The following is a 25698-nucleotide window of genomic DNA, read 5'->3' as shown; positions in this document are numbered from 1 at the left end:
CGTTCATCCCATTCAAAGGCTGTTTTCTACTTCTTGTTATCAAAGGAAAAAGGCAGTACGGATAAGATCCGTCCGCACACCGCCAGCACCTTGCTGCTGAACGCGATTGCCACTCCTTTACCGGCAGCCTTACCGCCAATGGTCAGCGCCGAAACCACACCGGTTACCAACAGCGATACCACAACGATCATCGGCCCGCTCATGTTCCGGGTGATGTTTGCCACAATCAAAGCGCCCGTAGCACCCGAAATGATGCCGCAGATATCACCTACCACATCATTGCAGATGCTGGAGACCTTTTCAGCGTTTCGGGTCATCCAAACGGCCTCTTTCGCACCGCGCACCCGGTGCGCAGCCATGGAGTGAAACTCCTTTTCCGTGCCGGAGGTAGCGGCGATGCCGATCATATCAAACAGAATACCGAGTGCAATAAAGAAAAACAACACCACAAAGGACAGCAAAGTGCCGGAATTGCCCAGCGCCTCGTTCGACATGTAGGACATGACAATAGAAAGCACAAAGCTGACCGGCATGATCGTTGCCACCCATTTGGTGTTGATCAGCCGCGGCTTCTGCGGCGGCTGTGGCTTTTTCCTCTGTTTATCTGACGTATCCATTTTCTGCTCCTATTGCCGGCAGCCAGCAGTGCGATCCGCCCTCCGCTGCCGGATACTAATATACAGCAGCCGTGCAGCCACTGCCCGCGAGCCGAAGCAAATCAGCCTCGGCCCGAAAAATGTTCAAAAAAGTGACGGCAGGCTGAGTTAATCTTGCGGCTTGAGGTTCGGTTGGCTTTCCCCGCGGACTGCCACGCGTCGCCGTCGTGGGGGTTTCCCATTAAAGTCCGTGCCGGGATGTTACCATCACCGGGACCGAATTGCCACTTAGTCCGCACTGCAATCCTCCGCCTGCCTCGTTCGAATAGCCTAGGTGCTTTCCACTGCAGGCAACACGATTCTTAGCCTCTTTTGCAGACATGGTTTCAAGCGTCAATTCCCGCGCACCCCTGGCCGGGGGCACGCAGGCGGATACACTATTCACCATGGCCACGCAAGGCAGGCTACACTGCACACAGCGTTTTGCTCCTGCACGCCGCCCATTGTCCTGCCCGCCCCGAAGGGCGGGCAGACGGGAAAACACGTGCATTCACGCCGCACCGCAATACAGGTTTCATCCTGCACCGTAGAACATCCATCAATCAATCGATACTATAGGTGCTCCACGTATGCAGGTCTCCACGGCGAGAGGGTCGGTACTTCATGCCATTGAAGCGCGCCCGCAAGCCTTAACCTCCAGCATCCACCCCAAACTGGGCGTAAGAAGCAAACACCAGAGACTTCATCGATATGCCCTTCTACGGATTTTTAGGCCCGTCCTGGGAATCGTATGCGCTGACTAGGATACTACGTCACTTAATAAATATTATAGCACAAACTTGTTCCATATTCAAGGAAGCTGCATAAAAATTCAAAATTAGTTCATGCGTCCGACCAAACTATACGCAAGCTCGGTCAAAAAAGCTCTATCCGCCGCACCCGCAAGCGACTGCACTGCCGCATCCGTCAGCTCTGCCACGAGCGCACGGCATTTTTCCAGTCCCAACAAGGATGGAAAGGTGGATTTTTCATTCTTCTCATCCTTGCCGATCGTCTTGCCGAGCGTTGCAGCATCACCCTCAATATCCAGAATATCATCCCGGATCTGAAACGCCAGGCCAAGCTTTTCCCCATATATCTGCGCGGCAGCAACCATTGCCGCATCTGCCTTTTCCGATGCAGCACAGCCCAGCTCGCAGGCCGCACGCAGCAGACAGCCGGTTTTCAGGCTTTGCAGCAGCCGCAGCTCCTCCAACGGGATCCGGCGGTGCTCTGCACCCATATCAAGCACCTGCCCGCCGATCATCCCGTTCATCCCGGCAGCGCGGCCGAGAATACGGATACACTGCAAAACCGTTTGCGCCGACAGCCCTTCCGCAGCGGCAGCCGTTTCAAATGCCGCCGTCAGCAAACCGTCCCCCGCCAGCACAGCGGTGGCCTCATCAAACGCCCGGTGACAGGTCGGCCGACCACGCCGCAGGTCGTCATTGTCCATACACGGCAGGTCATCATGAATCAGCGAATAGGTGTGGATCATCTCCAGTGCACAGGCAAACGGCAGTGCTTTTTCTTCATCGCCCCCGCACAGACGGCAGAATGCAAGTACGATCACCGGACGAAGCCGCTTGCCCCCCGCCATGGCGGAATATTTGACCGCCTCAAAAATGCGATCGTACCCTTCCCCGGTTTCACGGGAAAGGCTGCGTTCCAGCGCCGATTCAATCCTGCCGATATCTGCCTGTAATTGCTCGGCAAACGTCATTTTCCTGCCTCCTCTGCGTGAAAAGGCTGTTCGACCAGTTCGCCCTGTGCGCTTTCCTGCATGACCGATACCTTCTGCTCCGCCTTATCCAACAGTTTCCCCAACGCTGCAGAGAGCTTTGTCCCCTCTTCAAACAGCTTCATGCTGTCTGCCAGTGGGGCCTCGCCTTTCTCCAACAGACGAACGATCTCCTCCAATCGTTCCATCTGACTTTCAAACGTCTTTTCCGCCATTATGCTTCCTCCCTGATTTCCGTTACGCGGCACTCTGCCGCACCTTTGGCAAATCGAAGCTGCACCCGATCCCCCGGGCAAAGCATGGATGCATCTGTTATCACCGGGCCGCGCACTCCCTTGGTAGCAACCGCGTAGCCTCGCCCCAACACCCGCAACGGGCTGATTGCATCCAACGTTGCCACCATACGGGCAAACCGCAGCCGGCGGATATGCAGCCCGCCCTGTGCCGCCGTATATAGCCGCTGCTTTTGCACCGCCAGCCGCTGCTCCGCTTTGTCCAACTGTACCGACAGAGCATTTTGCAGCCGGTCTGTGAGCCGGTCAACTTCCATCCGTTTTTCTTCCATGTAATGCAGCGGTGTGCGCAGCGCCAGCCGCTCCTGTAAGGCTGTCAGACGGGCGCGCTGCATGCTGCACCGTTTGTGTGCTGCCGCATACAGCCGTGTCTCCCACGTGCGCAGTGACACAGACAGCTCTGCCCGATCGGGCACCGCCATCTCCGCCGCTCCCGACGGCGTCGGAGCACGCAGGTCAGCCACAAAATCTGCGATCGTGACATCCGGCTCATGGCCTACCGCCGAGATCACCGGGATCCCGGATGCGGCAATCGCGCGGGCGACCGATTCCTCGTTAAAGGCCCATAGATCCTCCATCGATCCGCCGCCGCGACCGCACAGGATCACATCCGCCTCTCCGACTGCGTTTACCAGTGTCAATGCACGGGCAATGCTTTCAGCCGCGCCCTGCCCCTGCACCTGCGCCGGATATAAAACAACTTTTGCCAACGGCCACCGCCGCCCCAAAATACGGATCATATCGCGCACAGCCGCACCGGTCGGTGAAGTTACCAACGCAATCTGCTGCGGACAGGCGGGAATCGGCTGCTTTCGCGCCGAATCAAACAATCCTTCCGCCTGTAATTTCTGCTTGAGCTGTTCAAACGCAAGATTCAGTGCACCCGCGCCGTCCGGTATGACCTCGGAAATATAAAGCTGCACCGCGCCGGTACGTGGAAACGAGCTGACCCGCGCCCGCACGATCACCTTCATACCGTTTTCCATGCGGAATTTCAGACGCATAGCATCCGAACGGAACATCACCGCATTGATCGACGCCCCCTCATCCTTCAGGGTCAGATAGTGATGACCGGAAGAGTGCGCCTTGTAATTTGAAATTTCGCCCTGCACCAGCAGATTCCGATAACCCGGCACAGCATCCAGCAGTTCCTTGATCTCATTATTGAGCTGCGTAACAGAATATACGGTACTCACGCTTTTATCCTTTCATACAGCCGTGCCGCCAGCACCGCCGCGCCGACTGCATTATCGCCCGACAATACCGGCGCTGCAAAATGCACCTTTTCCCCAAACGCTTCCCGCATCCGCGCACGCAGGATCTCACTTGCCATCACGCCGCCTGCACACAGCACCGGACAGCGATACCGCTCCCACGCCTGTTCTGTTGCCCGGACAACGGCATTGGACACCGTTTCCAACGTAAAACGTGCCAGCTGCACATCCGATGCGGCTTTATGCCGCGTCTCCACCTGATTCTGCATTCCCGACAGCGAAAATTTGCAGTCCGTTACCTTCGGGCGATAGCCCTTTTCCGGTTCTGCGGACAGCGCCATCGCATCCAGCGCCGCCCCTGCAGGAAATGGCAGGCCGAGCAGCGCCCCGGCGCGGTCGATCAACTGGCCGGCAGCCAGATCGGTCGTACCGCCGATGCAGGTGCAGTCCGGCAATCCGTCCACACCCATCCGCACCAGCAGCAGCTCGCTTGTACCACCCGATAAGTGCCATGCAAGGAACGTGCCGTCGAGCAGATCAAGCCGTCCCGCGCTCAACGCTGCCGCCGCAATATGGTTCTGTTGATGCGACACCGCAAAAAGCGGCACAGATAGCAAATGCGCCGCGCTGCGCGCGACGCTCTCTCCCGCTAAAAAGCAGGGCATATATGACCCTTCCACCGCGCGAGGGCGGGTGCTAACACCAATGGCGCGCACCTTTCCCTGCGGAAGTGCCTCTATCTTTTCGTGCAGGCAAACCGTATGCTGAAACAGCGCATCCGACTGCCGCAGGCCGATCGCACCATCCGGTACGGTCAGCAGACCGCCCTCATTGCGCCACATCCCGCTCTCCGCATCATATATCGCCGCAGAGGTGCGGTAGTTTGAGGTGTCGATCCCCAAAAAACATTCAGCCATCGCTTTGCTCCGTCTTGGTCGGCGCCCCCTTGCTTTTGGGAAACTCTGCCCGCGCGGCCGCTCCCAGCACACCGTTGATAAAGGATGCCGCCTCATCCCCGTCATATGTTTTTGCAAGCTCGACCGATTCGTTAATCGCCACACCGACCGGCACATCCTCCGCATAGCGCATCTCAAAAATCGCCAGACGAAGCACTGCCACCGTCATCCGAGACAACCGGCTCAGCTTCCAGCCGCGGGAATAGGTTTCGATCGTCTGATCCAGCTCAGCCAAATGTGCAGCCACGCCCTTCACGGTCGTGCGAATGTACTGTGTCTGCTGTTCGGACAGTTTACCTGCGTACAGCGCAATATCGCCGCTGATCGAATCCATAATGCTGGCATCCAGACGATCTTCCAGATGCTCCTCTTCAAACTGCTGAAACCCCATCTCAAAGATCAGGTGCAGCGCGATTTCTCTTGCTTTGGTTCTGCTCATCACACTCACGGCGGAACGCTCCTCCCAGTTATCTATGAATACGACTTATTTTATCTTATTTTGGCCAAATTTGCAAGCTGTTATTCGGGAAAAACCAAAAGGATGAAGGATAGGGTCTCATCGGTTATAGTTGAAGTTGCAGGCAACAACATCGGTGCTGTTATAGTATGAAACAAGGGCTGAAAGCTCCAAGACGAGCCTTCAGCCCCTATCATTCACATAGAATATCTACTTTTACAGGATTTTCTTCACGCGCTCAAGTCTTCTGTGGCAAAATAACAGTTATCCTTAATCCGCCAACCGGAACTGTTCTATCAGCCTTTCAAGCTCATTCGCCTGTCCGGACAGCTCCTCACTTGCAGCCGCGCTCTCTTCACTCGTTGCAGAGTTCGTCTGTACCACAGCAGAAATTTGATCAACTCCCTCAGAAATCTGCTGGATATTCGTTGCCTGCTCCGCCGACGCTGCGGATATCATATTAATTGTGGTAACAACCTCATCGACCTTTTCGCGAAGCTCCTTAAATGCTTCGTTTGCTTTATTTGCAATTTCCGAGCCATGCGATACTGCACGAATCGATTGATCGATCAGTGCCGTCGTATCCTTTGCCGCCTCAGCCGACTTGCCCGCCAAATTCCGGACCTCATCTGCAACAACGGCAAAGCCCTTGCCCGCCGACCCCGCTCTTGCAGCCTCTACCGCCGCATTAAGAGCAAGAATGTTGGTTTGGAATGCAATATCATCGATCACCTTGATAATTTTTCCAATATCTTCTGATGTATTGGAGATCTCCTGCATTGCCTCTATCATGTTATTCATATCACGCAACGTGTCCTGTGCCACATCTCCTGCATCAGCAGCCAGCGCATTTGCTTTACGAGCATTTTCAGAGTTTGTCTGCACCCGATCCGAAACATCCGAAATAGTAGCCGCTAATTCTTCTACGCTGCTGGCCTGCTCCGTAGCACCCTGTGCAAGCGCCTGCGCACCGTTAGATACCTGATCCGATCCGGAGTTGATCTGATATGCTGCGCGCTTGATCTCTCCAAATGCCATATTCAGCTTCCGAATCAGCTTTTCGATAGACAAATGGATTTCATGCATCTCACCCGGATATTCAACATCTGTGGACACTGAAAGGTCTCCATTGCTCAAAGCGCCCAGCACCGTGCTAATATCCATTATAATTGCCTTCAATGCAGCAAAGCTGTCCTGCATACTCTTACATGTTGCCCCCATCTCATCGGTGCTTTCATATGTGATATGTGCGTCAAAATCACCCTGAGAAAGAGAATGCGCTGCATTGGTAATCTGCTGCATCGGATATGTGATCATCTTGATCAGCGCAACAGTGATAACAAAACTGACGAGAATCGACAGCACGATAAGCGCAATAATAAGCGTAAGCATACCCCAGTAGGTTTTTTCACCCTTCTCTACCTGCTGTCGTGCTAAATCATTTTGCTCATTTCCAATTTCAGCCAGCAAATCCGCTTGCTGTTCCAATAAAGGTTTCAGCTCTGCTTCAAAAATCTCGTAAGCTTCATCAACACTTTCTTCCGTTCCTCGTCCCAGCAATTCGATAATTTTATTGCGATGAGCCGTCTGTGCATTGAAGCAGGTATCTAAGGCATTTATTTTATCCTGCTCCACACGAGTATTGGCGAAATACTGTTTCAGAATATCGGAGTTTTTTACAACTTCTTCCTGTGCAGCTTGAGAATACTCTTGCATGGCCTGCTTATCCTTTTCAGCAAATGCCATCAGCACATAGCGTTGCTCGGACATCAAATTCCTTCGCATCTCCCAGACATATTCTGTATTCGCAAGTGTCTTATTCACTAAAGTGCCGTTTTCCTGATGAAGCGAGCTCAGCCCCAAAATGGAAATCGCAGAAATAATCAGCATCAAAACAATCAGAATCGCAAAGCTGATCCTCAGTTTATTTTTTACCTTCCAATTTTTCACGTCACACACCTCTGTTCTACAATACGCGCTTCATACTGTGCCTGATATGTTGAAAGAATATCTACTTTCTGTTCGATCAAGAGCAGATAAGAAGCTGTTTAATTTCTCGGTACAATTCTCCTTAAATGTGATGTATCCCCGTCTTTTCTATCCGGGAATGCCAGACAAAGACTCTCGTCCAAATCGTTTCAGCATCATTTGCATAGTCCACAATCATCCCCATAAAGTGATCTTAATACTACAATGACAGTGACGCAAGTACGTTCGTTGTATTCCGCTTCCGGTTTACCTATTCGCAACTGTGGCTTAAAGCAGGGATCATTTCATCCCTCAGACAGATTACACCTTACATATGATGCGGTAAACCTGAGATCGGCAAGATATCGGAAGCTTGAATGCTTTATACAACATGAAGAATACAAATTCCAAGCAGCTTTCTATCGCGTCAAAGAATCCTGCACTTTTCAAAGACAGCGTTCTGCAAATCCTACGCTTCTGCTGATTGTTAAGCATACTTCTTCGTCACCTTTATCTTGCCATCTTGCAATTTTTCAATTTGCAAGACAAAATCATTCACTTTTCCGTGCATAGCACTCTTCCAGTTTCACATGATTATGTTTTTTGATCAACTCCCCCCTTTGCGGAATAGGCTTGCGTCGGAATGCGTTTCTGTCAATAAGATAGAGATTTGCATTCTACGCACAGCAAAAGCAGGCATTTGGCCTGCTTTTGCACGGACATGCGGAATATACTTGTAAGCAAACGATCATTATCAGCAAATGACACTCTTTCCACACGGAAGTGTGGTATCTTATGGTATGTTTGCTTAATATCTACAATCTATATATCATATTTATACACATAAAGCAATTAGCATTTTTGACAAATATCTACATTATTTTCATCGCTTCTGTCACACTTCCATGTCAACGCAGCGCATCCTCATGAATGCCGCTTATATTTTTCGTGCATTCCCCAATGAACTCGACTGTACTGAAACAAATCAGTGACGCCCTCCCCACACCAATGCATCGGATGCACAGCGCATTTCAATAAAGAGAGAAAAGTTGCAACACAGCTTAAGGTACTAAAGAAATCACAGATGCTCCCATCGCGGTACTTTTCCATAAAAAAACATCAAAACCGAGGAAAATTTTCCTCGGTTTTGATGCATATTCATTGTGACACATATTGATTGCGGAAATCTGCCGCGCAGCTCTGTGCCTCTTTCGGCTGCTTATTCTGCCGGCTGCTCCGCCGGTTCATCTCCCGATGCAACCGGCGCAAAAGTTACACCGCCGACATGGATATTTGCCTCTGTTACACGCAGGCCGGTCATGGATTCGATCTGCGCCTTGACATTCTGCTGCACCTGCTTTGCCACTTCACAAATGTTATGGCCAAACAGCGCCAGAAATCCGATTTCGATTTTTACGGTATCATCCTCACCAATTTCGACCCGCACACCCTTGGACAGGTTTTTCTTGCTTAAAAAGCTGACGATATCATTGGTCAGGCTGGAATACAGCCCGCTGACGCCGTCGGTTTCCGATGTGGCCAGCGCCGCGATCGACGCCACGACATCCTCCGAAATACGGATAGAGCCCTGGTCGCCTGCGGTCTCCCAATATTCCTTATGATCCGCCATGATGCTCACTCTCCTTTATCAGTTAAACGGATTATAGCACAGTTTCGGCGGAATGCCAAGGATAAATACGTTTTTTGTCTGTTACGCCGCTTCCACAATCTTAATTTGCCCGGGGACTGCGCCGGTTTCCGCCACCACGATATCCTTGATGACCGTCACATCCGTCGCCTGCAAACCGCCCTCCGGCGGCGCCACAACCACATTCACACTGCCGTCTCCAATCATCACAACGGCATCCTCATACCCTTTGGCACGGATCATGCTTTCCATATTGGCCTCAGCCACCGAATCCTCTGCCAGCGCCGAGATCTGCGCCGCCGCCTCTTCCTTCGCCGTCTGATCCGCCTGCTCGCTTTCCGATACTTCGCGCAAGGTGCTGACCGCTTCATCCCGCGCCTGCTCGCGGCTCAGCCGGGAAGTGGCAAAATAATCCGTTGCCGCTGGGTTTGCCGCACCGTCCACCCCATTTTGTGCATCGGTCTGTTCTGCTGCCGGCAGCTCATCCGGCGCACCAACATAGCTCCAGTTGAGATAAACCGCCACGCACAGGAGCAATGCGATCACGCCGTACACCGCCCCGCGTTTTTTGATTTTTTTCATCGTATGCTTGCCCTCCTATACAGCTTTACTACTGATTTATGCTTCTGCCTTCATTTTCAGAACGGTAATCTTATCCGCCCCGAGACCGCACACCGTCCCCACCGCCCGTGTCACCGCCAGCCGCACCTGCGCGTCATCCGCCCCCTCGCACAGGATGACCGCCCCCCGAAAGGTTGGCAGCAGATTTTTGACTGTGATCGGCTTTTCGCCGTAGCTCCCGTCAGACACCACCGCCAGACTGCTCTCATAGCTGCGGCTGCTGTCGCTATTTGTGTTCTGCCGCGCATCCACCGCATAAACGGATTCTCCGGTCTGCTCCAGTGAAAGCATAAGCTGCACACGGCCAGCCCCTTCGATTGCGCCAAGCCGTTCCTGCAGCTTTTGTTCAAAGGCTTGCAGTGCAAATTCTTCCTCCTGCTGCACCGGCGCGTTTTCCTCCGGCTGCGCTCCGCCGAACCAGCCCCCCGATCCCAGTAGCAAAATACCGGCCAGCAGTACGATCAGCACCGCACGGTACCGGTGCAAAACCGGAAGCAGCAGCCCGCTTGCCTGCTGCCACCATTGCTTTACCTGTTGTTTCATCGCCTGATCAGCTCCTGTCTGTCCGCCGGCACACCGCATTCCTGCGCTAAAAGCTGCTGCAATGCCGGCAGCCGCTCTGCATCCCGCGCACTGTAATAGACGGTCAGCCGACCGATCTGCAGCAAACCATCTGCCCCCTTAGCCATCTCCACATGCACAGAACAGTCAAACCCCTCCACAGCCGCACGCTGCTCCGCCGTATCTGCAATGGTCGCCGCCAGAGTGCTCATTGTCGTCTGTATATTCTGCTGCTCGATTGCATCGATATCTGTCTGTGCCGCCCCAATCTCAGACGTCCAGTTGTACCGATCCGCCCCCCGCAGCGGCTGCAGCAGAGCCAACAGCATCAGCAGACCGGCCGCCAGCTTAACGACCTCACGCATCGTTCCTCCGCCCGCAATGCGCAGCGCCACTGCTGAAGCAGCCCCCGCCAGCGTCACGCGCAGCAGGATTGTTGAAAACAGCTCTGTCATACCGGCTTCACCATCGCAACCACATATACCAGCTCCAAATATAAAATCAGACAGCATGTGCTCAGCATACCGAGCAGCAAACCAAATCCCGTCCCTACCCCTGCCAACATCTGCCGCAGACTGCCCGAGCAAAGCGGCGACAACACCGCTGCCCCGGCCTTATAGCACAAGTAGCTCGCCCCCGCCCGCAAAAACGGTATCAGGCAGATTGCAGTTACGCACAGCATGCCGAAGATCCCAACCGAGTTTTTCAGCAGCGATGCACCGGAAAGCAGCGTTTCGGTCGCATCCGAAATCACACCGCCCACCACCGGCACAGCGCCGGATACTGCGAACTTCGCAGTTTTAAGCGCAACCCTGTCCACACTGCCCGACACACCGCCTGCCACCGTCAGATAGGCGGTAAACAGCGTCAAAATCAGCTTGAGTACCCCGCTCGCCGCCCCCTTGATCCCAGCAGCCACCCCATGCAGCATCTCGTTGCCGGTCGCGGCATCCACCGCCGTAACCGACAGATAAGCACATGCCGCCGGTACAAGCAATACGTTGATCAAACGGATCACCAAATCGAACACAAACATCGAAGCGACCTGCAATGCCGTCGCGGTGGCGGCATTTCCGCCCACCGACAGAACCGTTGCCAAAACCGGCTGAAGCACCGCAGAAAAGGCGCTGATCTCCTGCAAAACAGACCGGCACTGTGCCAGCATCCCGGTAAAATCCCGCAGCAGAATGGCTGCACAGCCCAATGCCCCGGCCATGTCGATCAGCCCGTCCGCCGCACCGCCCGCCGCGCCGGAAAAGCCCCGCGCCACTGCCGTCAGCAAAATAACGACCGCCGTACGGATCAAAGTATGTACCGCGTTCTGTACGGCACTCCATCCATCCTGCGCCGCGTTATCCAGCAGCCGGGAAAAAGAAGCGGCCACCTCTTCCGCGGTATCCGGCTGCACACCGTCCAAATAGCCGCGCTGCTCCTGCGGCACAGCATCCAACAGCGCCGCGCCGCTCTCCTGCTGCACCGCCGCCGTATCCACCGCCCCTGCACCGGGCAAGCAGAGCAGCAACAGCAGCACCGCGATCCATTTTTTCATACTTCCTGTCCTTTCACAGCATCCAATCCGATGTCAGCGCCAGCACCTGCTCGAGCAGCGGCAGACAAAACGACAGCGCCAGCACCGCCCCCACAAGTTCCACCTTTGCCGCCAGTGCAGACTGTCCCGCATCCCGGCAGAGTGCGCTCAGCACACGCACAACAGCCGCCGTCCCCACCGCCTTGCAGACCGGGCGATACAGCCCCGCTGTGATCCCGCTCTGCGCCAGCAGTGTGGTAAACTGCTGTGCTGCACTGCCTGCCAGCTCCATGCCGCGCACTGCCAGCAGCATACCGGCTGTCAGCACCAGCAGGAAGGCAATTACCGGCGCGTCCTTTTTGAGCACCAGCGACAAAACCAGCGCGGCCAATACCAGACCGCAGGCCGCTGCCAGCCCGTTCAAAAGCCAAACACGCTTTTCATCATCGTAAACAGATGGTCGATCTCCTGTACGATCAGCATCAGTACGACGATCAGCCCTGCCAGCGTAGTCATCAGGGCCTGTTCCTCCCGCCCGGAGCGCGTGAGCAGCTGTCCCAACACAGCCACCAAGATACCCACGGCCGCAATACGGAAAATCAGATCAACATCCATATGTCCCTCCGTTTTCAGATCAGCACCAGAATGACCAGAATCCCCAGTGCGATACCGCAGGTGCGATACAAATTCCCTTTATTCTGCAATTCTTCCGCCGCTGCCGCCCGTGCGGCGGAAAGGCGGCGGCTCACCTGCCGCAGCCCGTCCGCCTGTTCGGACGCGTCATACCGGCCGAGATAGTTTGCCGCTTCACATAAGATATCGCATTCCGACACCCCCATTCCCAGCGCTGTCCGATTGTCCCGCAGGTTCGAACGCCAGAGGTAGCTGAGCGACAGCCCGTTTTGCTCCCGCAGCCGGCGCTGCAGTCCTGCAAACAGCAAACGCACAGCCGCGTTTTCATTTTCCGCCAGTTCTGCAATGATCTCAGGCAGCGGCGTCCGCCGGCAGGTGATCTCGCTGACAATCAGCGAAAGTGCCAGCAGCATACTGTCCGCCGCTGCGACCCGCCGCCGCAGGCTTTGCCGCGCCGTCAGCCCCAGTGCCGCGCATGAACCGAAAATCATCACCGCCCCCATCAGTTTGAGCATGCTATATCCTCCAATCCCTTTTTCCGGTACACCCGTTGTCCATCCTGTTTTTCAATCACAACCGCACAGTCAAACACCTGCAGCGCAAGCAGCGCACGGTAGAGCGGCCGCCGGCACAGATCGTCCACATCTGCCGCATGCGCACTTGCGAGCACCGCCGTACCGCAGTGTGCGCACAACGACACAGCCTCAACATCCTCGGGTGCAGTGATCTCATCAAAAGCGATCAGCTCTGGTGACATGGTTTTCAGCAGCATCAGCGCCGCCTGCTTTTTCGGGCAGCCCTCCAACACATCCGTGCATCCGCCGATGTCAAACTGCGGCACGCCGCCGGATAACGCCGCGATCTCGCCGCGCTCATCCGCCACCGCCACCGTCCGCCCCTGCCCGGAAACCTGCCGCACCCATTCCCGCAGCAGGGTGGTTTTGCCGTATCCGGGCGGCGATACCAGCAGCACCGACTGCGGCCGCCCCGTGGAGATCCACGATGCAACCTCCGCTTCCAATGCTCTGATCTGCCGCGCAATGCGCACATTGAGCGAGGACAGCCCCCGCACCCCGATGACCTGTCCGTTTTCCACCGCCGCCGTACCGCAAACACCTAAACGGTGCCCGCCGGTCAGCGTGATAAATCCATGCTTCAAACTTTCCGTGTAACTATGTACCGAATACCGTGCCGCCCGGCTGAGGATCTCACGCAGCTCGTCCGCCGAAACCGGCGGCAGCGGCAGCTCCCGCTCGCCGGACATGGTCTTGACCGCCGGTGGCCGCCCTGCGCGAAAGCGCACCTCCTCTGCGGTTTCCTGTTCCTCCAATGCAGCCAGCTGAGACGCCCGAAGCGGCGGCAGGCAGCGGATCGCCTGCTGGAAAGCATTGTCCCGTTTTACTTCCATTTCGCATCACCTGTCCTACTCTATGCCCGTCTCATGCAGGATATACCTGCCATAGCTATAAGAAAAAGCTGAAATAAAAACGTAACATTTTTTGCATTGACAAGCGCGGACATCAGGCATATAATAGGTACAAATATTGCACAAAGCGATGACAGAGGAAAGTAATTGTTCAGGGTGCGGCTTACAGGGAGTGTCCGGCATGACTGGAAACGGACGCAGACGCCGGTACAATGAAGTTCCCTCTTGAGCTGCGGCGCTGAAACATCCCACGGTTCGAGTAGGCGCTGACGGACTTCCTCCGTTACAGGGATAGGATATGTTCTCTGTATCCGAAAAAGTGCGGCATAGCAATATGCCGAATGTGGGTGGTACCGCGGAACCGTTTGTCTTTCGTCCCTCTTTGTGGATGGAAGACTTTTTATTTTTCTCCACCCAGACAAACACAACCATATCATCTTTTTATATAAAAGGAGCAAAACATCATGATCATCATTATGAAGCACGGCGCAACGCGCGAACATGTAGAAGAGCTTTCCCGCCATATCGAACGCTGGAACGTCAAGGCTAACCCGATCTACGGCGCAGGCACGATCGTAATCGGTCTGGTCGGCGATACCGGCGCGGTGGATAAGGACGCGCTGCTGCGCGACCCGCAGGTGGAAAATATCCTCAAGGTGCAGGAACCATTCAAGCTTGCCAACCGCAAAATGCACCCGCAGGATTCGGTCGTCGAGATCGCGCCGGGCGTAGCGGTCGGCGGCAAAAAGCTGGTCGTTATGGCCGGTCCCTGCTCGGTTGAAAGCGAAGAGCAGATCATCGAGGTCGCCGAGCATGTCAAGGCGGACGGCGCAGCCGTCCTGCGCGGCGGCGCATGGAAGCCGCGTTCCTCCCCGTACTCGTTCCAAGGCCTGAAGGCGGAAGGCCTTGACCTGCTGCACAAGGCGCACGAAGCAACCGGACTGCCGGTTGTCACCGAAATCACCAATCCCGCGCATATCGAGCTGTTCATGGAAAAATGCGACTGCTTCCAGGTTGGCGCACGCAATATGCAGAACTTCGAGCTGCTCAAGGAACTGGGGCAGACCAGCAAGCCCATCCTGCTCAAGCGCGGCTTTGCCAACACGATGGAAGAATTCCTCATGTCCGCCGAGTACATCATGGCCGGCGGCAACGAAAATGTCATTCTGTGCGAACGCGGCATCCGCACCTACGAAAAATACACCCGCAACACGCTGGATATCTCCGCAGTTCCGGTGCTCAAGCGCATGAGCCACCTGCCGGTCATCGTCGATCCCTCCCATGCGGGCGGTATCTACTGGATGGTCGAACCGCTGGCCAAGGCTGCCGTTGCCGCTGGTGCGGACGGCCTGATGATCGAGGTACACAACGATCCCGCGCACGCCCTCTCGGACGGCGCCCAGAGCCTGACCTATGATTCGTTCCACGAAACCATGACCAGCCTGCGCGCGGTCGCACAGGCCGTCGGTCGGGAGCTTTGATCCCACATCTGACCTTTCCCCGCAAGGATGCATCGCAGCATACGCAGCATCCTTGTGCAGTTGACCTAAAAGGAGTGTTTTGCAGTGCAGACGCTGAGCCTGACGGGCGCGAACGGCGTATCCGACATCTATATTGAAACCGGCCTGCTTGATCGTGCGGGCGCGGTGCTTTCCGATATTTTCACCCCCAGCCGCATCCATATTGTTACGGATTCCACAGTCGCGCCGCTGTATCTGGCGCGGCTGGAGCAGCAGCTTTCCCTGCCGGTATCCCACACCGTGATTCCCGCCGGGGAGGAGCACAAGCGGCTTTGCACCGTAGAGACCATCTACCACGATATGCTTTCTGCCGGTATGACGCGCAAGGATCTGGTGATCGCGCTCGGCGGCGGCGTTGTGGGGGATATCACCGGTTTTGCCGCTGCAACGTTCCTGCGCGGCGTATCCCTCTGCCAAATCCCAACCACCCTGCTCGCACAGGTGGATTCCTCCGTCGGCGGCAAAACCGGCGTTGACCTGCCCGAAGGCAAAAATCTGGTCGGCGCTTTTTATCAGCCGCGGCTTGTACTGATCGACCCGGGCGTACTGTCCACCCTGCCGGAAGCAACCTTTGCCGACGGTATGGCTGAAGTGGTCAAGTACGGTTATATTGCCAACAGGGATATTCTCGATATGGTTGCCCATCCGGATTACCGGTACCGCATTGAGGAGATCATCACCGAATGCGTCAAGATCAAGCGCGATGTCGTCGCCATTGATGAGCACGACACCGGCCTTCGCATGATCCTCAATTTCGGTCATACGATCGGCCACGCAGCAGAAAAGCTCGGCGGCTACACTGACCTGACGCATGGTCAGGCGGTTGCGATCGGCATGGCAGCCGCCATGCGGCTTTCCGCCCTGATGGGCAACGCCGACCTGACTGCGCCGCTGCTTTCGCTGCTGGCGCACATCGGTCTGCCGTCCGCGCTCCCCTATGACAGGGAGGAGATTTTCCGCGCCCTGCTGTCCGATAAAAAGAAATTCGGCGGCACGGTCAACTTTATTCTTGTCCGCGAACCGGGCCGTGCGGAGATCACACCGATTGACGCCGAAGCCCTGCATACCTATATACTCAAACTGTAAGGAGGCCCCGCTATGGGTTCCACTTGGGGAAACGCCATTCATATTTCTGTTTTCGGAGAATCGCACGGCGCCGGCATCGGCGTTGTGATCGACGGTTTCCCGTCCGGCGTTCCGTATGATGAAGCATTTGTTCTGCGCGAGATGGAGCGCCGCGCACCCGGCCGCAATAAGCAATCCACCCAGCGGAAGGAAGCCGACCTGCCGCTGATCCAATCGGGTATCTACAACGGCAAAACGACCGGTACCCCGATCTGTGCCCTCATTCAAAACACCAACCAGCATTCTGGCGATTACGCCAGTCTTGCCGCACAGCCCCGTCCGGGTCATGCCGACTACACAGGCATGCTGCGTTACAAGGGCTGCAACGATCCGCGCGGCGGCGGCCATTTTTCCGGACGGCTGACCGCTCCCCTCGTATTCGCCGGCGCGCTGTGCAAGCTGTGGCTGCAAACGCAGGGCGTGCAGGTCGGCTCGCACATCCAGTCCATCGCACAGATTCAGGATATGCCGTTCGATGATGTCGATGTAACTCCTGCACAGCTTGAGGCGCTGCGCGAGGCCGACTATCCGGTCAACAACCCCCGCGCACTGGAAGCCATGCTGGCTGCGATTGAGGACGCGCGCATGGAACAGGATTCGGTTGGCGGTGTGATCGAATGCGCTGCAATCGGACTGCCGGCCGGGCTGGGCAGCCCGATGCTGGATACCGTGGAAAGCCGTCTTGCCTCCATCCTGTTTGCCGTTCCGGCTGTTAAGGGTGTGGAATTCGGCGCAGGCTTTGCTTTTGCCGCGCTGCGCGGCTCGCATGCCAATGACGCCCTGTATCAAGAAAACGGCGTGGTCAAAACCGAAACCAACAATAACGGCGGCATCAACGGCGGTATCACTAACGGCATGCCGCTGATCGTGCGCGCCTGCATCAAAGCCACGCCCTCGATCGGCATAACACAGGAAACGCTCAACCTGCAAACCGGCAAAACCGAGCCGCTCTCCATCCACGGACGGCACGACCCCTGCATCGTCACCCGCGCCGCACCGGTCATCGAAGCGGCCTGCGCCATCGCGCTGGCCGACCTGCTGAGGGAGGCGAACGGCTATGCGTGAGCTTTCCTCGATCCGACAGGACATTAACTCCGTAGATGCCGCTATCCGTGAACTATTTCTATTGCGCATGTCTCTCGCACGGGAGGTTGCGCAAACCAAGGCGCAAACGGATGACGCCATCTATAAGCCCGACCGTGAGGCTGAAATCATTCAAAAGCGCGCTACCGGCATGAGCGAAGAGCTGCGCATCAAATATATTGCGCTGCTGCAAAGTATGATCCGCGCCAGCCGCGAATATCAATACAGCGAAGTGCTGCGTCTGAACCCTGCCAAATTTCCCTTTCATCCCTCAGAAGCTGCACTGCATCCACGCTCGGTCTATTATCAGGGAGCGCCCGGCGCGTATCAGGAGCTGGCAGCACGCGCTCTTTTCCCTTCCTGTGAGCCCCAAAACGTACCCACTTGGGAACAGGTTTTTCAGTCAGTGCGCGATGGCGAGGCAGACGCAGGCGTAGTGCCTGTTGAAAACACAACCGCGGGCACTGTAAGCGAAATATACGACCTTTTGCTCGAATATGACCTTTCCATCAACTATTCTTACATCAAAAAAATACGGCACTGTCTAGCAGCTCCGCGCGGTGCATCGCTTGCGCAGATTCAACAGGTCTGTTCGCACCCACACGCCCTTCCCCAGTGCCACGATTTTATCTCCGCACATGGTTTGCAGGCTATCGAAGTGGCCAATACGGCGATTGCCGCGCAAACCGTAGCTGCAAAACAGGACAAAACACTTGCCGCCATCTGTTCGCGTGAGGCAGCCGAATTAAACGGGCTTGATATCCTTGCAGAAAGCATTAACGATATCAAGCACAACGAAACCCGCTTTATTGCCGTCAGCCGCACGCTGACCAGCCGCCCGGAAGACAACCGTATCGAAATTGCCTTCCATATTCCCAACGTCGCCGGGTCGCTCAATGGCGTGCTTGATATTTTTGCCGGTTATCATGTTGATATGACACAGATTTACTCGCGTCCAATCAAAGACAGTCCGTGGTGCTATGTGTTTTATATTGATTTCACCGGCAATATGCGCGATCATGCCGTACAGTCCCTGCTATACCAGCTCCATGAGGAGCTTCCCTACATCAAAGTCATCGGCAGCTATTATGTAGCCGATACAACAGAGGAGTAACAACCATGCAAATCCAACCCTTGGGTCCGCTGCACGGCAGTATCATGGTGCCGGGCGACAAATCTATCTCACACCGCGCGGTTATGCTGGGCGCACTGGCCAGCGGCACGACCCATATCACCGGTTTCCTGATGGGAGAAGACTGCCTCGCCACCATTGACTGTTTTCGTAAAATGGGTGTGCCGATCGAAGTCCGCGAAGATGAGGTCATCGTGGAAGGTGTGGGGCTGCACGGCCTTGCCGCCCCGGAGGAAGCGCTGTATACCGGCAATTCCGGCACCACGACCCGCCTGCTGTGCGGCATCCTGTCCGGGCAGCCATTTACCGTTACACTGAATGGTGATGCCTCGATCCAGAAGCGCCCGATGGGCCGTGTGATTCGCCCGCTGCGTGAAATGGGTGCTTCGATCGAGGGAAAAAACGATAATTACTGCCCCCTCACGCTGTATCCGAGCGAGCTGCACGGGATCGAATACCGTCTGCCGGTTGCTTCAGCGCAGCTCAAAAGCGCCATTCTGCTCGCAGGTCTGTATGCCGAAGGACAGACCACCGTCATCGAACCTGCTCCCTCCCGCGACCACACCGAGCGGATGTTCCGCACGCTGGGTGTCGAAATCGAAACCCATGGCAATATAATCACCCTCAACCCGCCCGAGGATCTGCACGCGGTTGACATCACCATCCCGGGGGATATTTCCTCTGCCGCGTTCTTTCTGACCGCCGGCGCAATCGTTCCCGGCTCAGAGCTGACCATACGTGGAGTCGGTGTTAACCCAACACGCACTGGTATCCTTGATGTGCTGCGCGCCATGGGCGCAGATATCACGGAAAGCAATTTCTGTGACGAAGCAGAGCCGGTCTGTGATTTGACCGTGCGGTATCGTCCGCTGCATGGCACCGAAATCGGCGGGTCGATCATCCCCCGCCTGATTGACGAGCTGCCGGTAATCGCAGTTGCCGCAGCCTTTGCCGAAGGCGAAACCGTCATCCGCGATGCGCAGGAGCTGAAAGTCAAGGAATCCAACCGAATCGCCGCCATGGCGGCTGAACTGTCCAAGGCCGGCGTGAATGTGGAGGAAACCGAGGACGGCATGATCATCCGCGGCGGTACAACACCGCACGGCGCAGCATTTGAAACCTACGGCGATCACCGTATCGCCATGAGCCTTGCTGTGCTCGCGCTTGCCGCCAATGGCGCCAGCAGGATCCACGATCCCGATGTTGTTGCGATCTCCTATCCGGACTTTTTCGACACCCTGCAACAACTGGGAGGCTGACCGTTATGCTGCTCTCTATGGAGGAATTCCGGGCATTTCACCCGAAAAAACCAACCTACGCCCTGTTCGGCTGGCCACTCGGCCACACGATGAGCCCGGAACTGCACCAGCAGCTTTTTACCGTTTCCGGACAGGACGCCGACTATATCGGCGTTGCCGTGCCGCCTGCAGATCTGCCGGAAGCCTTCCAGCTGGCGAAAGACAGACTGCACGGCATCAACTGCACGATCCCGCACAAAAAAGCCGTCATTCCGCTGCTGGACGAAGTCGATACCGCAGCACGTGACCTGCATTCAGTCAATACTGTCGCTTTTGTGCAGGGAAAGTCCATCGGGTACAACACTGATATCCTCGGCTTTGCCGAATCGCTCAAGCGGGACGGCATTGCCCTGCGCGGCAAAAAGGTACTGCTGCTTGGCTACGGCGGCGCCGCTTCGGTGATGGCATATCACTGTGCCTCGCAAGGCGCATACCTGACCATCACCGGGCGCGATCTTGAAAAAGCTGCCGCCCTGCAGCGGCAGATCTGTGACGTCCTGCCCGGCGCACATGTATCCGTGTTCAGCCGGCGGCATATCCCGCGCGACATCCAGATCGTGCTCAATTCCACGCCGGTCGGCATGTTTCCCAAGGAACAGTCTGCCCCGCTGCATTTTCTGCCGCATAAGACCGAGTACGTGTTTGACGCGATCTATAACCCGCCGGTCACATCTACTATGCGGCTGGCAAACCCTAAAAAGACCAAAACGCGCGACGGGCTGTATATGCTGGTCATGCAGGCTGCTCACGCGCAAACCATCTGGTCCGGTGTGTGCTTTGCACCGCAGTCCTGCGAAACCATCCTGCGCCGCACCTACGGACGGATGGCTGTCAAGCGGCTGCACGAAAAGCACGGCAAGCAAAACATTGTGCTGTGCGGCTTTATGGGCAGCGGCAAAACCACGGTCGGCCGCAAGCTCGCCCGTCTGACCGGCCTGTCCTTTGTGGACGCCGATCAGTATTTGGAGGCGCAGGAAGGGAAAAAAATTTCGGATATCTTTGCCGAGCACGGCGAAGCCTACTTCCGAGAGCGGGAAACCGCGTATATCCGTGCGCTGTCCCAGCGCGAGGGGATCGTGCTCTCCCTTGGCGGCGGTGCGGTGCTGCGGCCGGAAAATGTGCAGGCGGTACGTGAAACCGGCCTGCTGATCCATCTGGATACGCCGTTTTACCGCATTGTCAAAAACCTATCCTACTCCAATACCCGGCCGCTGCTCGACCGGCCGGATAAGCAGGCCGAAACACGCCGCCTGTACAATGCACGCAAAACCATCTATCATCATGCAGCCGATGTATCTGTGCGCAGCCCCAAACTGTCTGAAGTATTGGAAAAGGTTGTGAAAAGCATCTGATCGGATCACTGCATCACTTAATCCTCTTATGACCAAAACCTGTGTGCCGCACAGGTTTTGGCAGAAGCGGATTCCGGTTATCCGCTTCTGTTATACAGCGCTGCACGCGAACTGGAAGCGCGCGTGGAGCGGTGCGCTGCGCGCGAAGTGGGGGCGCGGCGCGGGCATTTCGCATCCACTTATCCAGAAATGAGGAGGAACATGAAACACTTCGCTAAAACATCCTGCCGCCTGCTGGCGGCCTCTCTCGCCGCCGTGCAGTTTATGTCCATCGCAGCGGGCGCTGCATTTGACAGCGGCTTCAGTTATTCCTATGCGGTCGGTGAAGGGCTCTCCTACACCCGTATGGAAGGCAAGGACAGCGGCGGCCCCCAGCGGGCCAATATCCTGACCTATCAGCCAAATACCGGCGTATCCCCCGTTATGGTATATGCGGACGAGCAGCTCTACGGCAGTAAAGCAACCATCACCAATGCAGTCAAATATCTGGAAAATCAAGGTCACACTGTTATCGGCGGCACAAACGCTGACTTTTTCGTTATGTCAAGCGGTATCCCGATCGGTCTGGTCATCGATCAGGGTGAGCTGATTTCCTCCGACGCCTGGCAGTACGCCGTTGGCTTCAAGGCAGACGGCACCGCTGTGATCGGTCGGCCAACCATGAGCATGCAGGTATCCGGTGCCAGCGGCAAGGTATCGGTTTCCTACTTCAACAAGACCCGTACCACCGCAGGTGCATATCTGCTGGATCATAACTACGATGATTCCACCCATTTTTCCGCAAATGGCACCAACATCATTCTGGAACGGGTAGATGATGCCCCGGTAACCGTCAACGGATCGGTCAAAATGAAGGTCATCAACAAAGGAACCGGCAACAGTCCCCTCACCATCACAGAAAATCAAATGGTACTGACCAAGTCGGACGGTGCCAATGTGCCATCCTGGGTGGATTTTCCCATCGGCGAGGAAGTCACACTCTCTGTTTACGCCGGTGATAAAAACTGGTCGGAGGTCGAGTACGCGGTCGGCGGCAAGCTGCTGATCGATAACGGTACGATCACCACTGCCGGCATCGACGGCGGCTCCTCCCGCCGGGCACGCAGTGCCATTGGTGTAAAGGCAGACGGCACAGTCATACTCTATGAGATCGACGGCAACCAGTCTACGCACAGCGCCGGTCTGACCGCAGCCCAGCTGGGCGAGCAGCTCAAAAGCCTCGGATGCATCCGCGCGGTGTGTCTGGATGGCGGCGGCTCCTCTGCCATGGCACTGCGCCAGCCGGGTGATGCCTCTGCCTCGCTGATTTCCAGCCCGTCCGACGGTTCACAGCGCGCCTGCGCCAATTATATCTTTTTCGTCAACCATGTTGCAGCGGACGGTGTGACCGCCCGCGCCGTCCTTACGCCGAGCTACCGCTACCTGCTGCCCGGTGCGTCTACCTGGTTCTCGGTCAAGGGAGCAGACACGTCCTACGGGCCTGCCGAGGCTCCGACCGACCTGACCTATACGGTTTCAGACGAACGCGGCACCGTAAACGGCCAAACCTTTACCGCCGGTGCACAAACCGGCACTGCAACCGTTACCGCATCCAACGGCGCTGTGCAGGGCGAAATGCAGCTGTGCATCACCGGCGATGTGCAGTCGATCGCTATTCAACGGGATAAAAAGGATATCTCTGCGCTCTCCCTTAAGCCCGGACAAAGCGTCGACCTGACCGGCATTGCCTATCATCTGGGCCGCGCCATGGCTTCAGCCGACACCGCCTTTACATGGAGCGTTTCCGAAGGAATCGGTTCGGTGGATGCGAACGGCGTATTTACCGCTGGATCAGCTATGGCCGAAGGCACACTGACATGCAGATACGGCAACACTCACCGCAGCATCCCGGTCAGCATCGGCATGGGAGATCCGCAGGATGCCCAAACCCTCGCAGATTTTGAAACCGATATGGACGGCTGCACGGCAGCTGGTGAGTTTACGCTCTCCCGCGTGACCGATTTTACTGCGGTTGCACGTGGCACCGGGTCGCTTTGCGCTTCCTATGACGGACGCAAGGTGCTGACAGCTACTGTGCTGCTGCCGGATGCCGCAGTACAGAATTACCGCCATCTGACGCTGTGGGCGCGTGGCGAAAACACGCAGGGCACGCTGACCGCCGTCTTTGCCGATGCAGAGGGCAACGAACTAACCGCTCCCCTGTCCGCACCGACAGCCACCGGCTGGCAGCAGCTGACAGCCGCTGTCCCTGCATCCGCCGTACAGCTCACAGGAATCCGCTTTGAACGCACCGGATCCGGTTCGGCAAACTCTGCCCTCTATATGGATCAAATCGTGCTTTCCGCGGATCACGCGGTGACCAATACAGATGTCCCGGCTGTAAAGCTGAACCAAACCGACATCACCACCGCAGCCGGCAGTTCCGCTTCTGTCACCGGTACCGCCACAATGGAAAAGGGCAAATACCCTGCACGTGCATCCAATATTGCAGTTAAACTGGATGGTAAGCTTCTGCCCGGCGCTGCTTCCATGAGCGGCTCCACAATGACCGTTACGACCGGTTCGCTTGCATCCGGTACGCACTGCTTGACGATTGATGTATCCGATGATGCCGGCAACCGTACCCGCGTCTCTGCTACGATCACGGCCGGCAATGCCAATGCCGTGTTCTCGGACACCGCCAAGCACTGGGCGCGCGGCTACGCGTCGCTGCTCCATACCCGCGACATTATGCAGGGCGAGCTTTCGTCTGATGGTGCACTCTGTTTCCGTCCCGAACGCAATCTGACCCGCAAAGAATTTGCCGTTACGATGGCTCGTTTGTTGGGGCTGGATACCTCGGGCGGCGGTAAAACCGACTTCACTGATGACCGCTCGATCCCGGATTGGGCGCGCGGTGCCGTCCATGCAGTTGCAGATGCCAGTATCATGCAGGGCAGCACAATCGGCGGCAAACTGTATTTTTCTCCGGATGCCGCTGTCACCCGTGCCGAAGTGATGACGGTGATCGGCCGCTGCCTGCCGCGCGGCTATGCAGCAGGCGCCCTTACCTACAAGGATACCGCCGCGATTCCTTCCTGGGCGGTAGATCAGGTTAAGATTTGCACCTCTGCCGGTGTGATCAGCGGATACAATGACAACACCCTGCGTCCACTCGGCAAAATTACCCGCGGCGAAATTGCCAAGGTTCTGGCTTTGTTCTAATACTCCCCCAATCATACAACTGCCCCCGGCAGTCCTGATGCAGGACTGCCGGGGGCAGTTTCAGCTTATCACAGTAAATTTATACCGGTACGCAGCAGCCATCTGCCACGGCGCTTATTTTTGCAGTTCTTTCAGCAGTTCATCCTGAATATGCAATCTCAAATGTGCCGCCTGCATCATGGCAGGCTGTGCCAAAACCAGCACATCCGAGCGCCCCGCCGCTGACCGCCGCTCGGATAACTGCGCCAGCTCGCTCACCGGCAATACATCCTTGCGCCGCCCCCGACGGTCAAGCAGGCCGGCAGGCCCTTCCGCCTCATATTTGCGCAGCCAACCGTAAACCTGATAATAGGTCACATCAAATTGACGCATCGCCGCTGCATAGTCCCTATGATTGGCAATGCAATAACTGATGATCTCGATCCGCTCTTCCAGCGTTGTTTTTCGTCCCTTTGCCATATTTCTTTGGTTCCCCCAGTCATCACTGTATCTTTGTATGGTCTTCTCTGCGTATGTGGCCTCTCCGGTTACAAAAAGACAGAACTCCGTCTGGAGTCCTGCCCGTTCCATCCTACAAAAATTGCTTATGAACGGCTGCGAATAAATAAAAGCCATCGGCTTTTATGACAGACTCCACCACTCATCCCAGCGTCCTAAAAATACCATTCGCAACCTCTCTGGTCAAGCCAAATAAAGAAACTTTACACAATAAGCCCAAACCTTTACATCATCTTAACAGACATTTTTCCATATTTTCACTCCTCCATATTCCGGCGATCCGCTTAATCCTGCATATGTGGGATTTCTCATGCTGAAAATTTTGTTTCATCCGAGCAAATAGACAAAAAAATTTTATCCATTTTCACAAAATATGTGTTTTATGTGTATAAATAAGCAGGTCAGCTTCATTCATTTATACAAAGTATACAAAAACCGATTGACAATTTATTTTCTCGGTGATAAATTCATATCAGAAAAAGGAGGCGAGCAAGGATGAAGAAAGTCATCAGTACGGAGCTGGCGCCGGCGGCGATCGGTCCGTACGCACAGGCCGTTGCAACGGACGGACTTGTGATCACATCCGGACAACTGCCGATCGATCCGGCGACGGGAGCATTCCCGGAAGGGATCGCGGAGCAGACACGGCAATCGCTGACGAATGTCAAGGCGATCCTGGCGGAAGCAGGGGTCGGAATGGATCGCGTGATCAAGACGACGGTGTTCCTGAGCGACATGAATAACTTCGGCGCGATGAACGAGGTATACGCCACGTTCTTCAGCGAGGGCGGCTATCCGGCACGCT

Annotated in this window: 25 protein-coding genes and 1 other annotated feature; of the genes, 8 read left to right on the top strand and 17 right to left on the bottom strand. The window is 55.9% G+C overall.

Annotation, left to right across the window (positions count from 1 at the left end; genetic code table 11):
• Positions 1–26: 26 nt before the first annotated feature.
• The 16 genes from T363_RS0103320 to T363_RS0103240 all read right to left on the bottom strand — a co-directional run bounded on the left by T363_RS0103320 (position 27) and on the right by T363_RS0103240 (position 13663).
• A complete protein-coding gene (locus T363_RS0103320) occupies positions 27–617 on the bottom strand; it encodes a hypothetical protein (RefSeq protein WP_031473219.1) in 591 nt (196 codons plus the stop codon).
• Positions 618–1473: 856 nt separating this feature from the next.
• A complete protein-coding gene (locus T363_RS0103315) occupies positions 1474–2358 on the bottom strand; it encodes a polyprenyl synthetase family protein (RefSeq protein WP_031473217.1) in 885 nt (294 codons plus the stop codon).
• On the bottom strand, positions 2355–2591 hold the full coding sequence (gene xseB / locus T363_RS0103310) for an exodeoxyribonuclease VII small subunit (RefSeq protein WP_031473215.1): 237 nt from the start codon (positions 2589–2591) through the stop codon (positions 2355–2357). Before xseB ends, T363_RS0103315 begins: the two co-directional genes overlap by 4 nt.
• Positions 2591–3865: an exodeoxyribonuclease VII large subunit gene (gene xseA / locus T363_RS0103305; protein WP_031473213.1), complete on the bottom strand. Its 1275-nt coding sequence runs from the start codon at positions 3863–3865 to the stop codon at positions 2591–2593. The genes xseB and xseA overlap by 1 nt, the downstream gene beginning before the upstream one ends.
• Positions 3862–4800 carry a tRNA (adenosine(37)-N6)-threonylcarbamoyltransferase complex transferase subunit TsaD gene (locus T363_RS0103300; RefSeq protein WP_031473211.1) on the bottom strand — a complete coding sequence of 313 codons (939 nt, stop codon included), beginning with the start codon at positions 4798–4800 and terminating at the stop codon, positions 3862–3864. The genes xseA and T363_RS0103300 overlap by 4 nt, the downstream gene beginning before the upstream one ends.
• A complete protein-coding gene (gene nusB, locus T363_RS0103295) occupies positions 4793–5278 on the bottom strand; it encodes a transcription antitermination factor NusB (RefSeq protein ID WP_031473209.1) in 486 nt (161 codons plus the stop codon). The genes T363_RS0103300 and nusB overlap by 8 nt, the downstream gene beginning before the upstream one ends.
• Before the next feature lie 288 nt (positions 5279–5566).
• Positions 5567–7246 carry a methyl-accepting chemotaxis protein gene (locus T363_RS0103290; RefSeq protein WP_031473207.1) on the bottom strand — a complete coding sequence of 560 codons (1680 nt, stop codon included), beginning with the start codon at positions 7244–7246 and terminating at the stop codon, positions 5567–5569.
• A gap of 1237 nt (positions 7247–8483) precedes the next feature.
• Complete coding sequence (locus T363_RS0103280) at positions 8484–8894, bottom strand: Asp23/Gls24 family envelope stress response protein (RefSeq protein WP_031473205.1); 411 nt, start codon at positions 8892–8894, stop codon at positions 8484–8486.
• 81 nt (positions 8895–8975) lie between these two features.
• Positions 8976–9494 carry a SpoIIIAH-like family protein gene (locus T363_RS0103275; protein WP_031473203.1) on the bottom strand — a complete coding sequence of 173 codons (519 nt, stop codon included), beginning with the start codon at positions 9492–9494 and terminating at the stop codon, positions 8976–8978.
• Positions 9495–9530: 36 nt separating this feature from the next.
• Positions 9531–10076: a hypothetical protein gene (locus T363_RS14975; RefSeq protein ID WP_031473201.1), complete on the bottom strand. Its 546-nt coding sequence runs from the start codon at positions 10074–10076 to the stop codon at positions 9531–9533.
• On the bottom strand, positions 10073–10549 hold the full coding sequence (locus T363_RS0103265) for a hypothetical protein (RefSeq protein ID WP_031473199.1): 477 nt from the start codon (positions 10547–10549) through the stop codon (positions 10073–10075). The genes T363_RS14975 and T363_RS0103265 overlap by 4 nt, the downstream gene beginning before the upstream one ends.
• Complete coding sequence (locus T363_RS14970; RefSeq protein WP_051643057.1) at positions 10546–11643, bottom strand: stage III sporulation protein AE; 1098 nt, start codon at positions 11641–11643, stop codon at positions 10546–10548. Before T363_RS14970 ends, T363_RS0103265 begins: the two co-directional genes overlap by 4 nt.
• A gap of 13 nt (positions 11644–11656) precedes the next feature.
• The gene (locus T363_RS0103255; protein WP_051643056.1) at positions 11657–12046 is read right to left on the bottom strand and encodes a SpoIIIAC/SpoIIIAD family protein; all 390 of its coding nucleotides are present in this window, start codon (positions 12044–12046) and stop codon (positions 11657–11659) included.
• A complete protein-coding gene (spoIIIAC, locus tag T363_RS0103250; protein ID WP_031473193.1) occupies positions 12043–12237 on the bottom strand; it encodes a stage III sporulation protein AC in 195 nt (64 codons plus the stop codon). Before spoIIIAC ends, T363_RS0103255 begins: the two co-directional genes overlap by 4 nt.
• Before the next feature lie 14 nt (positions 12238–12251).
• A complete protein-coding gene (locus tag T363_RS0103245) occupies positions 12252–12770 on the bottom strand; it encodes a stage III sporulation protein AB (RefSeq protein ID WP_031473191.1) in 519 nt (172 codons plus the stop codon).
• Positions 12758–13663 carry a hypothetical protein gene (locus T363_RS0103240; protein ID WP_031473189.1) on the bottom strand — a complete coding sequence of 302 codons (906 nt, stop codon included), beginning with the start codon at positions 13661–13663 and terminating at the stop codon, positions 12758–12760. Before T363_RS0103240 ends, T363_RS0103245 begins: the two co-directional genes overlap by 13 nt.
• 139 nt (positions 13664–13802) lie before the next feature.
• Positions 13803–14064: a binding site (T-box leader), on the top strand.
• Between the two features lie 81 nt (positions 14065–14145).
• Between T363_RS0103240 and aroF the strand changes: the two genes are divergently transcribed.
• From aroF to T363_RS0103200, 7 genes are all read left to right on the top strand, one after another.
• On the top strand, positions 14146–15162 hold the full coding sequence (gene aroF, locus T363_RS0103235) for a 3-deoxy-7-phosphoheptulonate synthase (protein ID WP_031473187.1): 1017 nt from the start codon (positions 14146–14148) through the stop codon (positions 15160–15162).
• Between the two features lie 84 nt (positions 15163–15246).
• On the top strand, positions 15247–16287 hold the full coding sequence (gene aroB, locus T363_RS0103230; RefSeq protein WP_034971526.1) for a 3-dehydroquinate synthase: 1041 nt from the start codon (positions 15247–15249) through the stop codon (positions 16285–16287).
• 12 nt (positions 16288–16299) lie between these two features.
• Positions 16300–17391: a chorismate synthase gene (gene aroC, locus T363_RS0103225; protein WP_031473183.1), complete on the top strand. Its 1092-nt coding sequence runs from the start codon at positions 16300–16302 to the stop codon at positions 17389–17391.
• Positions 17384–18523, top strand: a complete 1140-nt coding sequence (gene pheA, locus T363_RS0103220) for a prephenate dehydratase (protein ID WP_031473181.1) — start codon at positions 17384–17386, stop codon at positions 18521–18523. Before aroC ends, pheA begins: the two co-directional genes overlap by 8 nt.
• A 5-nt stretch (positions 18524–18528) precedes the next feature.
• Positions 18529–19800 carry a 3-phosphoshikimate 1-carboxyvinyltransferase gene (aroA, locus tag T363_RS0103215; protein WP_031473179.1) on the top strand — a complete coding sequence of 424 codons (1272 nt, stop codon included), beginning with the start codon at positions 18529–18531 and terminating at the stop codon, positions 19798–19800.
• 5 nt (positions 19801–19805) lie between these two features.
• The gene (locus tag T363_RS0103210; RefSeq protein WP_031473177.1) at positions 19806–21191 is read left to right on the top strand and encodes a shikimate kinase; all 1386 of its coding nucleotides are present in this window, start codon (positions 19806–19808) and stop codon (positions 21189–21191) included.
• Between the two features lie 201 nt (positions 21192–21392).
• A complete protein-coding gene (locus T363_RS0103200; RefSeq protein WP_031473175.1) occupies positions 21393–24395 on the top strand; it encodes a phosphodiester glycosidase family protein in 3003 nt (1000 codons plus the stop codon).
• A gap of 114 nt (positions 24396–24509) precedes the next feature.
• Here the strand turns inward: T363_RS0103200 and T363_RS0103195 are convergent, their stop codons facing one another.
• Positions 24510–24854 carry a helix-turn-helix domain-containing protein gene (locus T363_RS0103195; RefSeq protein WP_034971525.1) on the bottom strand — a complete coding sequence of 115 codons (345 nt, stop codon included), beginning with the start codon at positions 24852–24854 and terminating at the stop codon, positions 24510–24512.
• 534 nt (positions 24855–25388) lie between these two features.
• On the opposite strand from T363_RS0103195, the gene T363_RS0103190 reads away from it, so the two are divergent.
• Positions 25389–25698 (top strand): Rid family detoxifying hydrolase (locus T363_RS0103190; RefSeq protein WP_031473171.1); only part of this gene is annotated, 310 nt, incomplete at its 3' end.

Origin of the sequence: Agathobaculum desmolans ATCC 43058, from assembly GCF_000701665.1 — a bacterium.
GTDB lineage: Bacteria > Bacillota > Clostridia > Oscillospirales > Butyricicoccaceae > Agathobaculum > Agathobaculum desmolans.
This window is presented reverse-complemented; position numbering and strand designations above follow the sequence as displayed.